The organism is Streptomyces sp. NPDC005151, from assembly GCF_053599875.1.
In genome coordinates this window covers 1-13,227 of sequence record NZ_JBSFYR010000013.1, presented here as the reverse complement: position 1 = coordinate 13,227, position 13,227 = coordinate 1, and the positions used below count along the sequence as shown (strand labels likewise).

The window sequence follows — 13,227 nt, the reverse complement described above, 5'->3', positions numbered from 1 at the left end:
GCAACAGGTCGTTCACAGCTGGGCACGGTGGGCTCGGTCGCGGACCATCAGGGCGGCTCGCTTGTCGGGGAGTTCGACTTCCGCGGAGAACCGGAAGCCGGCGCTCAGGAAGGCGGAGACGGAGGGGGTGTTGCGCAAGTCGGGTTCCGCCACGACGCGTGCGCAGAGAGGACGGTTGTCGAGTACGAGGTCGGAGACGGCCCGGAGCAGGGTGGTGCCGACGCCGCGCCCGCGGTTGTTCACACCGCCGATGAGGAGGTGGATTCCGGTGTCATGTGGTCGGGCGGGATAGCGGCGCGCCAGTGGGTCGAGGTCCGCACGGTAGATCTCCCAGTAGCTCATGGGAATGCCGGAGAGCACGCCCAGGCAGGGGACGCTGCGTCCGTCACCGTCGAGCTGCGGGCGTAGATGGGTGGCGGTGACGGCTTCGTCCCCTGCGAGTTCCCAGAAGGTGGCGACTGCGGGGTCGTTCATCCAACGACTGATCACGGGCAGGTCGCGGTCCAGTCGCACGGGGACGAGTTGGAACACACCGGCGGTCGTGGTGACCGGTCGCCATTCGGCCGGGTTGTCGAGCAGGTCGGAGGTGCCGGACAGGGCGGTGGCCGGTGTTGATGCCGGTGTGTCTTCCCCGAACAGCACGAGGAACTCGTCGGAGAGCTTCAGGTCCAGGGTGTCCTCGATGCCCGAACCAGCCTGTGGGGCGGGGCCGGTTCCTGCATCGGCGTGCGCATCGTCGGGAGGCACGGTGACGCTCTCCTCTCAGCGGTTCAGTGGTTCAGGCGGTGGTCATGTTCCTTCAGGCGTACAGGGGGTTGGCGATGGTGACATAGACGGACTGAGTGTCGACGGGGCCGACGAGTTCGTCGAGACCGTGGAGCCGGGTCAGCATGTTGGCCTTGCACCGCAGGTGCGGATTCTGCAGCAGTTGCGCGGGAAGCGGGGAGCCGAGGTCGATGACACCGCCGAGGAACCGGCGGAGGCCGGCGATGAGCACTCGTTCATCGGCGAGATGCTCGGCGCCGAAGGCCCCGATCAGACCGAAGATGTTGTTGATGCCCAAGTAGTAGGCAAAGCGCTCGTCGGTGACCGCATCGGAGACGAAGGTGTCGCTGAGGGTTCCGATGCCGGGGAGCCTCTGCTCAAGTGCCTGGCGATGCGATTCGCGGAAATAGTAGCCTTGATTGTCCCGATATCGACCCCCGGTGGGCCAGCCGGCGGCGTCGAGCAGCACCAGCGTGTTCTGCTGGTGGGCTTCGAGGGCAACGCCTGCTGTGGCATCGAGCCACAACACGGGGCGCACGACCCGGTCGAGGTAGCGCAGGAACCACTCGGCGGCGACCGCTCCCTTGGTTCTGCCGGTGGTGGCAGCGAGGCGGAAGACGATGTCGGCGAGGCGCGATTGCATGCCTGGCCGGTCGGACCAGGGGCGCGGGGAAGTCAGCCCGGCGATGCACACCGCATCGTCGTACGGGCCGAAGGGGTTGTGGCGCAGCATGACGTCGAGGCCGGGGACGGGTTCGCCACCCGGTGTGTCGACGGCGAGCCAGGCCGGGTCGCGAACGATGTCGAAGCCGGGGTGGACGGCGTGCCACTGCGCAGCGAGTCCACTGCGGAGCAGCCGGTGGACCTCCACGCCCCGGTGGAGTTCCTTGCGGAGATTCTCACGGCGGGAGTTGGTGATGCGTACGCCGAGGGAGAGCTTGAGCATGACGTCGGCGCCGGACTGATGGACGGTACGGACGGAGGAGGTGGGGTGCCAGGGCTCGCCGTGCGGTCCCAGGTCATGGAGAAGACCGGCTTCGAGCAGGGCCGCGACGTCCGGACGGCTGCCCAGTTCCCGGGCCTGCCAGGGGTGGAGCGGAATCGGTGCCGCGTTGGCGGGGAGGCGCAGTCCGTCGGCGTGGGAGGCGACGAGGTCTTCGGCGGGGACGGGGCGGCCTCCGTCCGTCCAGGAGGACTCGGTGGCCAGCAGGGAGCGGTCCACAGCCATCCAGTGCAGCGGGAAGAAGCCGTGCAACTCGGGTGAGTAGAGACGGGATTCGGTCTCGGAGATGCCTTCGCGGCTCTTGGGGCTGGGGTGCAGGGGGTGACCCAGCAAAAGCGACTGCTCGGCGGTGAGGAAGAGGTCCGCGTCGGGAGGTGCGGGTGTGCGGCGTCGCTCGGCGATGAAACCGGCTGTACGGCGTACGGAGTCGGCGACCCTGGCCACCATGTCGGCACCTTCGTTGCAGTCTGCCTCTCGGCCCAGGAGGGCGGCGACGGTGACGGCATCGGTGGTCGGCGCCTCGTCGGGTGCGTGCTCCAGGTTGGGCGGGCCGAAGCGGTGCCATCCCGTGGCGGACCAATAGAGGACGGGGACGAGCAGGGCGGTGCCGCTGGCGGGAAGCGGGATACGGAGAGCGTTCCCGTCGGGTCGGGGCAGATCGTTCTCGCGGACCCAGCAGCGCAGCAGGTTCTCGACGCCTGATGCGTCTGCGGCCCGGAGCGGGTCCGGGTGGTCGAGAGGATCGGCCGTTCCTGCGCCGGCAGGGGGTGTCTGCGGAGTGCACCGCTCGCCATGGAGGGCTGCCATCTGGCGCGGCACCGTCGTCTGCTCGACTGCCCCTCGGCCGACGAGCACGGACTGGCCTCGTTGCTGGCCGACGGGAGCGCCGTCGGCCTCGGGCGCGGGCGCGGGGGTGGGGTTCACGGCGGTCTTCCTTGTGGGGGTGTCCGGGGTCAGTGGGTCGACCCGGTCGTGTTTCGGCGATGCGGCGAGCGTTCAGCGGCTGCCAGGGCGTCGGCGAGGCGGTCGACGACCGCCGTTGCCTGTTCGTCGGTGAGTGTGAGCGGAGGGAGCAGGCGTACGACGGTGGAGTGGCGTCCGCCGAGTTCGACGATGAGGCCGCGTCGGAGGCATTCCTGCTGAACAGCGGCGGCGAGGACCGGATCGGGCGGTGCCTCGGTGGCGCCTCCGGTACCGCCGGTGAGCGGGGCGGACTCGGGGTCGACGAGTTCGACCCCGATCATCAGCCCCCGTCCGCGGACGTCTCCGATGCACGGGTGGTCGGTGGCCAGCGTGCGGAGGCGGGCGAGCATACGGGCGCCGAGCGACGCGGCGTGCTCGGCGAGCCGGTTCTCGCGCACGTAGGCGAGGGTGGCCGTGCCGGCGGCCATCGCGAGTTGGTTGCCGCGGAATGTGCCGGCGTGGGCGCCCGGTTGCCAGGTGTCCAGTTCGGAGCGGTAAATGATCACTGCAAGCGGGAGGGAACCACCGATCGCCTTCGAGAGCACCATCACATCAGGGGTGATCCCGCTGTGCTCGACTGCCCAGAAAGCGCCGGTCCGGCCGACGCCGGTCTGGACCTCGTCGGCGATCAGGGGAATGGAACGGGACGCGGTGATCTCACGCATCCGGCGCATCCAGCCGTCGGGGGCGGGGTTCACGCCGCCCTCCCCCTGCACCGGTTCGAGGATCATTCCGGCCGGCGTGGGTGCTCCGCCCTTGGGATCGTCCAGCAAGCTCTCGGTCCACCGGGCGGCGATGTCGGCACCGCGTTCGCCACCGATGCCGAACGGGCACCGGTACTGCAGCGGGAAGGGAAGTCGGGTCACGCGGACGTCCTCGGCTCCGCCCGAGGCCGCAAGGGCTCCCGCCGTCATCCCGTGGTAGGCGCCGGTGAAGGCCAGGAGTCCGCTGCGCCCGGTCGCGGCACGGACCAGTTTGAAGGCCGCCTCGACGGCGTCCGTGCCGGCCGGTCCGCAGAACTGGATGCGGGCGTTGTCGGCGAACTGCCGTGGCAGCGTGGCGAACAGTTCCGTGGTGAACGCGTCCTTGACCGGGGTCGCGAGGTCGAGGACGTGGAGGGGTGCACCCGAGTCGATGACCTTCTTGATCGCTTCCAGGACCACCGGATGGTTGTGCCCGAGCGCCAGCGTGCCGGCTCCGGAGAGACAGTCGAGATAGCGCCGTCCGTCCGCACCTTCGATGGTCAGCCCGCGGGCCCGCACCGGCACGATCGGCAGTGACCGCGCATAGGTGCGAGCGGCCGATTCGCGCAGCGACTGGCGGCGCAGGATTCCCTCGTGCACCGCGGGTGGTACCACCTGAGCTGGTTCGGTCACGGCCACGGCTTCTGGTCCTCCCGCTGTAACAGTTGCGTTGCACGTCAATACGTTTCCGCAAGGACGGACGGCGGCGATGAACGCTGCCCGTAAGTCCCTCGTACGTACCAACGACGCCGGGCGCAGGGGATCACGGGTAAATCGGAAGATCCTTGCGGAGACGGAACCGTGGACCTGCTGCATACCGTCACCACCGGCACCGGCATAGTGGGGGCCGTGCCGACACTCCGGGCACCATCACCGGAGCGCGCGGCACGTTCGGAACAGTGCCCAAATGCACTACAGAAGTGTTGAGTTACGAAGTCCCAGGGGGATCACCGCATGCGACCGATTCGACCGGTTCTCACCGCACGTCCGGGGAGGAGCGCACGTCGCACGCCCTCGTCCGTGCTCGCTGTGGCCGCGGTCACCGCCGTTCTCGCGCTCACGGCCACCGCCTGCGGGCCGAGCGAGGACGGTGCGAATGCCGAGCCGAGCAACTCCGCCGGGCAGACCTCGGACGACAAGATCACCATTCCGGATGATCTGCGGGACCGGCTCAAGGAACACGGAGTCGACCTCGACAAGTGGAAGAACGGCGAGTGGAAGAACTGGGACAAGGACAAGTGGCTGCGTGAGGCCGAGGACTTCGTCAACCCGATCATCGAGGGCCTCTGGGACCCGGACCGCATGCGGGATGCCGACAAGGCGCCCGAGCAGCCGGTCGACAACGACATCTCGGGTGACAAGGGTGTGACGGACCCGACGCCCGCACCGGTCCAGGCCACGAATGTGCAGTCGCCGTATCACGGCAATGCCGCAGAGTCGGGGAAGCTCTTCTTCGACGGCCCCGAGGGTTCCATGGTCTGCTCCGCAACCGTTGTGAAGGACCCGGCCGATCCCGGAAAGTCCAACATGGTGTGGACCGCCGGGCACTGTGTGCACGCGGGCAAGAAGGGCGGCTGGTACCGCAACATCGCCTTCGTGCCGTCGTACAACAACAGCGGCCTGTCGCTCGCCGAGCTGAAGAACGCGCCCAAGGAGAAGATCGCTCCGTATGGCGTGTGGTGGGGGCAGTGGGCGCAGACGTCCGACCAGTGGATCGCCGACGGCGGCCCCACCGGTGGCCAGGGAGCCCCGTACGACTTCGCGGTTCTGCATGTGGCCCCGGAGAAGGGCTCGACCGGGAAGTCCCTTGAGGAGACGGTCGGTTCGGCGCTGCCTGTCGAGTTCAACGCCCCGGCCGTGCCGGAGATCGACAGCATGACGGCAACCGGCTTCCCGGCCGCTCCGCCGTACGACGGCCAGAAGATGCTGCAGTGCAAGGACAAGCCGGGCCGCCTCTCGCTCACCGAGGCAGACCCGACGATGTACCGCATCGGGTGCTCCATGACCGGCGGCTCCTCCGGTGGCGGCTGGGTCGCGGCGGGCCAGGACGGCAAGCCCGCACTGGTGTCGAACACGTCCATCGGCCCGGTGACGGCCGGCTGGCTGGCAGGGCCGCGCCTCGGCAAGGAGGCCAAGGGCGTCTACGACGCGGTCAGCAAGAAGTACACGGGACAGTAACGCACACGAACTAATACCGGCAGCCTTGCCGGTGACGGTTACTCAGGGGGCCCTCGGCGCGACAGCAGTCCGTCGGGCGCCCCCTCATGCGCCGGTGCCTCGGTGGCGGAAAGCATGCGCCGGACCGTCATAGGGTGGGCCTGTATCTCGAGGTGGCCATTGATCCTGCCATGTACGTGACATGTTCATGGCATTTTCAGTGTTTCAGGGGGAAATTTTCCATGCGATCCATACGACCACTGCTCGTCGCGACCGGCCTCGTCGCCGCTCTCGCGCTGACGGCCACAGCATGTGGTCCGAGCGAGGACAAGGTGGACGGCAAGCCCGCCGCCGAATCCGCCGGTGGCAACGACACCGGCGGCGGCATATCCGCCGATCTGGCCGAGACGCTCAAGAAGCACGGCGTCGACCCGGAGAAGTGGAAGAACTGGGACAAGGACAAGTGGCTGCGTGAGGCCAAGGACTTCGTCAACCCGGTGATCGACGGGCTGTGGAAGCCCGAGCGGATGAAGTCCGCCAAGGACCCGGCGAAGACGATGGCGGCCAGTGACTTCTCCGGCGACCAGGGCGTCACGGACCCGGAGCCCGCGCCGGTCAAGGCAGAGCCCGAGGACCTGCCGTACCACGAGCACGCCGCCCCGGTCGGCAAGGTGTTCTTCGACTCCCCCGAGGGGTCCATGGTCTGCTCGGGCACGGTCGTCAAGGACCCGAAGAACCCGGGCAGGTCCAACCTGGTGTGGACGGCCGGACACTGTGTCCACGCCGGTTCGAAGGGCGGCTGGTACCGCAACATCGTCTTCGTGCCCGCCTACAACGACAAGGGCAAGTCCGCCGCCGCGCTGGAGAACGCCCGGCCCGAGGAGATCGCCCCGTACGGCGCGTTCTGGGCCGACTGGGTCACGACCTCCGGTGAGTGGATCGCCCATGGCGGCCCCACCGGTGGCGAGGGCGCTCCGTACGACTACTCCGTGCTGCACGTGAAGCCGGAGAACGGCACCAAGTCGCTCGAGGAGACCGTGGGCAACGCCCTGCCGGTCAACTTCGACGCCCCCGAGATCTCGCAGATCAGCGCCATGGGCGCCTGGGGCTACCCCGCCGCCGCCCCGTACGACGGTCTGATCATGCACAAGTGCATCGACCGTCCCGGTCGGCTCTCCATCAGCCCCAGCACCCCGACGATGTACCGCATCGGCTGCACCATGACCGGCGGTTCCTCCGGTGGCGGCTGGTTCAGCGAGGGCTCCGACGGCAAGCTGGCGCTGGTCTCCAACACCTCCATCGGCCCGGCGACTTCGGGCTGGCTCGCAGGACCCCACCTGGGCCAGGGCGCGCAGGAGATCTTCACCATGTTGAGCGGCAAGTTCGTCGGCCAGTAGTCACGGTCCGGTTCACGCCCGAAGGCCCGCTCCCTCACGACGAGGGGGCGGGCCTTCGGTCCGTACTGTGTCGTGCGGTCAGTGCGCCACAGGCACGAACGGCGCAAGTTCCGCAGCCAGTTCCTCGTGCACCCGCGCCTTGAGGAGAGTGCCCTCCGAGGTGTGTTCCTCGGAGATCACTTCGCCGTCGGCGTGCGCCCGGGAGATGAGCCCGCCGTGCGTGTACGGGACGAGTGCCTCGATCTCGACCGACGGCCGGGGCAGTTCGGCATCGATGAGCGCGAGCAGCTCGTCGATGCCGGCCCCGGTCCGCGCCGAGACGGCAATGGCGTACTTCTCGTTCCGCAGCAGACGCTGGAGGACCAGCGGGTCGGTCGCATCCGCCTTGTTGATCACCACGACCTCGGGCACGTCCAGCGCACCCACTTCGCGGATCACTTCGCGCACCGCGGCGAGCTGCTCCTCGGGAACCGGATGCGAGCCGTCCACCACGTGCAGGATCAGGTCGGACTCGCCGACCTCCTCCATGGTGGAGCGGAACGCCTCGACGAGGTGGTGCGGCAGATGCCGAACGAACCCGACGGTGTCGGCCAGGGTGTAGATCCGGCCGCTCGGCGTCTCGGCCCGGCGCACGGTCGGGTCGAGCGTGGCGAAGAGTGCGTTCTCCACCAGGACGCCCGCCCCGGTCAGCCGGTTGAGCAGCGACGACTTGCCTGCGTTGGTGTAACCGGCGATGGCGACCGAGGGCACCTTGTTGCGCTTGCGCTCCTGCCGCTTGATGTCGCGGCCGGTCTTCATCTCCGCGATCTCCCGGCGCATCTTCGCCATCTTCTCGCGGATCCGGCGCCGGTCCGTTTCGATCTTGGTCTCACCGGGACCACGGGTGGCCATGCCGCCACCGCCGCTGGAACCGCCGCCGCCCATCTGACGGGAGAGCGACTGTCCCCAACCGCGCAGGCGCGGCAGCATGTACTGCATCTGTGCCAGCGAGACCTGCGCCTTGCCCTCTCGGGACTTGGCGTGCTGCGCGAAGATGTCGAGGATCAGGGCGGTCCTGTCGACCACCTTGACCTTGACGACGTCTTCCAGATGGATCAGCTGGCCGGGGCTGAGCTCACCGTCGCAGACGACGGTGTCGGCTCCTGATTCGAGGACGATGTCACGCAGCTCCAGCGCCTTGCCCGAGCCGATGTAGGTGGCTGGGTCGGGCTTGTCGCGGCGCTGGAAGACGGCGTCCAGCACCTGAGCACCCGCCGTCTCGGCGAGCGCCGCCAGCTCCGCGAGGGAGTTCTCGGCGTCCTGCACGGTCCCCGAGGTCCAGACGCCGACCAGCACCACACGCTCCAGGCGCAGCTGTCGGTACTCGACCTCGGTGACGTCCTCAAGCTCTGTGGAGAGGCCCGCCACACGCCGCAGTGCCGCGCGCTCGGAGCGGTCGAACTGCTCGCCGTCCCGCTCTCCGTCGATCTCGTGGCTCCAGGCGACGTCCTCTTCCATCAGGGCGTTGGCCCGAAGGCTTTCGGTGAGGCTCTCGGTGACGTTCTCCGTGGCACTCTGCGCATTCTGCGCGTCCTGGGGGAGGGAAGAAGAGGAGGTCATTGGATCCTTACGTCGATGGAAGTCCGTTACGTCAGTCACAACGCGTGACCTGTCCGGAAGATTCCCGCTCGGGAGAATCTCCGGTCCGGCTGCCGCGGCGACCCGTCGATAGTGGCACGGCCCGGACGGCCCCGTCACCCGGGTTTACCGGTGTCCGGCGGGCTGCGTGCTGTGCCAGTCCGGATGCCCGGGCATCGGCGGGGTCTTCTCGCTGTACAGCCAGCCGTCGAAGAATGCGGTCAGGTCGCGTCCCGCAATCTCTGACGCCAGCCGGACGAAGTCCGCCGTGGTCGCGGTGGAGTCCCGGTGCGCCCGCACCCAGCGGCGTTCCAGCCGGTCGAAGGCGCTCTTGCCGATCTCCTGTCGCAGCGCGTAGAGGACCAGCGCGCTGCCGTCGTACACCACGGGCCGGAAGAGGCTGATCTTCTGTCCCGGCGAGGGCGCGGCAGGACGGGCGGGCGGGCCTCCGACTGCGCGCCAGCTGTCGGACCGGGTGTAGGCGTCGCGCATCCGGTTCTCCAGCGACTTCTTGGCGTGCTCCTCCGCGTAGCGGGCCTCGTACCAGCTGGCATGTCCTTCGCTGAGCCAGAGATCGGACCAGGCCTGCGGGGAGACGCTGTCGCCGAACCAGTGGTGGGCCAGCTCATGAACCATGATCGAGTCGACGTACCACTGGGGATATGCCTTGTTGGTGAACAGGGTCCGTTCGAAGAGTGTGAGTGTCTGGGTCTCCAGCTCGAAACCGGTCTCCGTGTCGGCGACCAGCAGTCCGTATGTCTCGAAGGGGTAGCGGCCGACCTGGCGCTCCATCCATTCCAGCTGTCCGGGCGTCTTCCTGAGCCAGGGCTCCAGGCGGGCGGCGTCCGCGGCCGGCACCACATCACGAACCGGCAATCCGTGCGGCCCGGTCCGCTTCCGGACGGTCGAGTGCCCGATGGAGACCTGGGCCAGTTCGGTGGCCATGGGGTGCTCGGTCCGGTACGTCCAGGTGGTCGAGGCGCCGTGCCGGACCGTGCCGGCGGGCAGGCCGTTGGCCACCACCGTCAGGTCCTTGGGGGCGGTCACCCGGAAGGTGAAGTAGGCCTTGTCGGCGGGGTGGTCATTGCTGGGGAAGACCCGATGCGCGGCGTCGGCCTGGTTGGCCATGGCCAGGCCGTCGGAGGTGCGCAGCCAGCCGCCGCTGTCCTGGTCGCCGCTGGGGTCGCTGGTGTGCCGGACGGTGATTCGGAGCGGCACTCCGGCGGGCAGCGTGCCAAGGGGTTCGACGACAAGGTCCTCGCCCGTGACGGCGAAGTCGGCGCGCAGGCCGTTGACCGCGACGGAACGGACGGCGCCGCGGGTGAAGTCGAGGTTGATCCGGTCCAGTGGCTCGGTGGTCCGCGCGTCGATCGTGGTGACGGCGTCCAGGGGTTTGCTGTTGCTGCCGTGGTAGGTGAACCCGATGTCGTACGAGAGGACGTCGTACCCCGGGTTGCCGAGGGTGGGGAAGAGTGAATCTCCGATGCCGAGCGGCACGGGTGAGGGCAGGGTGGCGGCAACGAGGGTGGCCGATGCGGTGGCCAGCAGGGCGGCCCGCAGGCGGCGGGGGATGAACGGCATGGACTACGGCTATCAGCGACCCGCACGGGTACGGGCGCGGCACGCGCCGCGCCACTCGAACGAGGTCGCCGGGACAGCTGGGCGCCGCGAAGGACTGGTTCAGACGGCGGCGGCCGGGTGCTGGGCGCGGTTCACGTCATACACCCCCGGTACATCCCGCATCGCGCGCATCAGTGCGGGCAGTCCGGCGGCATCCGGGAGCTGCAGGGTGTAGGTGTGCCGAACACGTTGTTCGCTGGGCGGTTCCACGGTGGCGGAGATGATCGCCGCATCCGCCGACGCGATGGCCTCGGTGAGATCGGCGAGCAGCCCTGGCCGGCCGAAGGACTCGGCGACCAGGGTGACCCGGCATTCCGCCGCGTCGCCCCAGCCCACCGTGACGGGCGTCCGGCCCCCTGCCTGCATCCGGGCCACCCCGGGACACTCTCGCCGGTGCACGGTGACGACGCCGCCGCGCACGGTGAATCCGGTGACGTCGTCGGGCGGTACGGGGGTGCAGCAGCCTGCGAGCCGTACGGTGGCGTCCGGCATGCCCACGACGACGGTCGCGGCGCGGCGTGCGGCCCGGTTGACTCCGGCGTCCGACAGGTCCGCCGGCTGCCGCTCGGGCCTCCGGCCCGCGGGCTGGCTGCCGTACGTCCCCTGGGCACCCTCCGGATGGGCGTCGAGCCACCCGGTGATCGCGATGCGCGCGGCGGGCGTACGGGCGTGGTCGAGCCAGTCAGGTGAGGGGCCGGAGGCGGTGTCCTCGGCAAGCAGCAGCTGCACGGTGTCCCCGTCGCTGAGCACGGTGGAGAGCGTGGCGAGCCGGCCGTTGACCCGGGCCCCGATGCAGCTGTGGGCCTCGTCGCCGTACTGCGCGTAGGCGGCGTCGACGCAACTGGCGCCGGCGGGGAGTCCGAGGGTGCCGCCATCGGTGCGGAAGACCGTGATCTCCCGGTCCTCGGCGAGGTCGGCGCGGAGGGTGGTCCAGAAGGTGTTCGGATCGGGGGCGGACTGCTGCCAGGCGAGGAGCCGGGAGAGCCAGCCGGGCCGGGTCGGGTCGGCGCGCTCGCCGTCCGCGGGTTCGGCCTGCGGCAGCGCGGAGGTGCCGTCCGCGACGTAGGGGTTGCCGAGGGCGATCACGCCCGCCTCGGCGACCTTGTGCATCCGATGGGTACGGATGAGGACTTCCGCGACCGCGCCCTCCGCGCCCACGACAGCGGTGTGCAGCGACTGGTACAGGTTGAACTTGGGAGCCGCGATGAAATCCTTGAACTCGGAGATCACGGGGGTGAAGCAGGTGTGGAGCTCGCCGAGGACGGCATAGCAGTCGGCGTCCTCGCCGACGAGCACAAGCAGCCGCCCGAAGTCGGTGCCGCGCAGCTCTCCGCGTTTGATCCTGACGCGGTGCACGGAGACGTAATGGCGGGGCCTGATGAGGACTTCTGCGGGGATGTCGGCGTCCCGCAGCACGGTTCTGACGTTCTCGGCGATGACGGAGAGGGGGTCGTCGGTGGCGCCCGGGGAGCCGGATTCCGATGCCGAGGCCGCGGCGATCAGTGCCCGGGTGTGTGCGTACTCCTCGGGATGGAGGATCGCGAAGACAAGATCCTCCAGCTCGGTCTTGAGTGCCTGCACCCCGAGCCGTTCGGCGAGCGGGATCAGCACGTCGCGGGTGACCCTGGCGATCCTCGCCTGTTTCTCCGGGCGCATCACGCCGAGGGTGCGCATGTTGTGCAGCCGGTCGGCGAGCTTGATCGACATGACCCGGACGTCGTCCCCGGTGGCGACCAGCATCTTGCGGAACGTCTCGGGTTCGGCCGCCGCCCCGTAGTCGACCTTCTCCAGTTTGGTGACGCCGTCGACGAGGTAGCAGACCTCGTCGCCGAATTGTTCCCGCACCTGATCGAGGGTCACCTCGGTGTCCTCGACCGTGTCGTGGAGCAGCGAAGCGGTCAGTGTCGTGGTCTCGGCCCCGAGCTCGGCAAGGATCAGCGTGACCGCGAGCGGATGCGTGATGTAGGGCTCGCCGCTCTTGCGCATCTGCCCCCGGTGGGAGGACTCTGCCAGGACGTAGGCCTTGTGGAGGATGCTGAGGTCGGCGTCCGGGCAGTGGGCCCGGTGGGCCTCGGCGACGTGGCCGATCGCGTCGGGCAGCCGGTCACGGGAGACCGGTCCGAGCACGGCGACGCGGCCGAGCCTGCGGAGATCGATCCGGGGACGGCCTCGTCTGCGGATGGGAGCACCTGGGTTGGTGGCCTCTGCGCTCATGGGGGCACCTCCGGCAAACGTCGACCGGCGGTGGGGAGGTGCGGACGCGCCTCCGGGCCGGTGCTTGATGCTACCGGCCCCACCACGTGGCGGAGTCCCGCTCTCGCTCAGCGTGAAACGGATCACCCATTCGAGCGAAGCTTTAGTGCCTCTCCCGGCAGCTTTGCCCCGTCGCACCGCCCAGCACGCCCGCTCGCCGCGTTGGCCACAAGCCCTGGTAGCCCCGCTACAAAGACTTCCGGCCGCCTTGCGATCGCACGCACCGGACGACGCTCCTCATGGGGCAAACGCTGCCGGTCACGGCACTAGCTCGGTACTTCGCGGGTGGCTGGTTCGGGTGGAGTTGCTGCCTGGCCGTGTCTGGTTGGGGGGTGGTCGTGTTGACCGGGTGTGACGAAGTCTTCCCGGTCCCCGCGGCTGCGGACGGTGCGCCCGCGCATGGAATGTGTGGTCACCTCCGTGGTGGAGAAGCGTCTGGGCGCTCTGCCTGTCGCTGCCGAGTTTCTGCGCCGGCTTGATGTGGCCGGGACCGTCGACCGGCTGTGCCCGGGCCGCGACATCGCCCATGTGACGCACGGCCAGGTCATCGAGGCGCTGGTGGCCAACCGGCTGACCGCGCCCGCGCCCCTGTGGCGGGTGGATCGCTGGGCCCGGGAGTGGGCCGTGGAGGAAGTCTTCGGGATCGAGCCGGAGCTGCTCAACGACGACCGTCTGGGCCGGGCCCTGGACGCCATCGCCCCGCACCTGA

The 13,227-nt window shown here is 69.1% G+C and carries 9 protein-coding genes; 3 read left to right on the top strand and 6 right to left on the bottom strand.

The window, feature by feature from the left end; all coding sequences use genetic code 11:
- Positions 1-12: 12 nt before the first annotated feature.
- Genes ACWD6R_RS10125 through ACWD6R_RS10115 form a run of 3 tightly spaced genes read right to left on the bottom strand, consistent with a single transcriptional unit; the run spans position 13 to position 4,113 of the window.
- On the bottom strand, positions 13-747 hold the full coding sequence (locus tag ACWD6R_RS10125; RefSeq protein WP_451818284.1) for a GNAT family N-acetyltransferase: 735 nt from the start codon (positions 745-747) through the stop codon (positions 13-15).
- 52 nt (positions 748-799) lie between these two features.
- The gene (locus tag ACWD6R_RS10120; protein WP_451818283.1) at positions 800-2,692 is read right to left on the bottom strand and encodes an IucA/IucC family protein; all 1,893 of its coding nucleotides are present in this window, start codon (positions 2,690-2,692) and stop codon (positions 800-802) included.
- Between the two features lie 29 nt (positions 2,693-2,721).
- Positions 2,722-4,113 (bottom strand): diaminobutyrate--2-oxoglutarate transaminase family protein, encoded by a 1,392-nt coding sequence (locus tag ACWD6R_RS10115; RefSeq protein ID WP_451818282.1) that lies wholly within the window; start codon positions 4,111-4,113, stop codon positions 2,722-2,724.
- Between the two features lie 315 nt (positions 4,114-4,428).
- Between ACWD6R_RS10115 and ACWD6R_RS10110 the strand changes: the two genes are divergently transcribed.
- Positions 4,429-5,652, top strand: coding sequence for a trypsin-like serine peptidase (locus tag ACWD6R_RS10110; protein WP_451818281.1), 1,224 nt, complete (start codon positions 4,429-4,431; stop codon positions 5,650-5,652).
- Positions 5,653-5,873: 221 nt separating this feature from the next.
- Positions 5,874-7,028 (top strand): trypsin-like serine peptidase, encoded by a 1,155-nt coding sequence (locus ACWD6R_RS10105; protein WP_451818280.1) that lies wholly within the window; start codon positions 5,874-5,876, stop codon positions 7,026-7,028.
- A gap of 78 nt (positions 7,029-7,106) precedes the next feature.
- Here the strand turns inward: ACWD6R_RS10105 and hflX are convergent, their stop codons facing one another.
- From hflX to ACWD6R_RS10090, 3 genes are all read right to left on the bottom strand, one after another.
- Positions 7,107-8,627 carry a GTPase HflX gene (gene hflX / locus ACWD6R_RS10100; protein WP_451818279.1) on the bottom strand — a complete coding sequence of 507 codons (1,521 nt, stop codon included), beginning with the start codon at positions 8,625-8,627 and terminating at the stop codon, positions 7,107-7,109.
- Between the two features lie 144 nt (positions 8,628-8,771).
- Complete coding sequence (locus tag ACWD6R_RS10095) at positions 8,772-10,226, bottom strand: M1 family metallopeptidase (RefSeq protein ID WP_451818278.1); 1,455 nt, start codon at positions 10,224-10,226, stop codon at positions 8,772-8,774.
- Between the two features lie 99 nt (positions 10,227-10,325).
- A complete protein-coding gene (locus ACWD6R_RS10090) occupies positions 10,326-12,479 on the bottom strand; it encodes a RelA/SpoT family protein (RefSeq protein WP_451818277.1) in 2,154 nt (717 codons plus the stop codon).
- 438 nt (positions 12,480-12,917) lie between these two features.
- Here ACWD6R_RS10090 and ACWD6R_RS10085 point away from each other — a divergent pair.
- Positions 12,918-13,227, top strand: a 310-nt coding sequence (locus ACWD6R_RS10085; RefSeq protein WP_451818276.1) for a DUF4277 domain-containing protein, incomplete at its 3' end; no start/stop codon positions are given.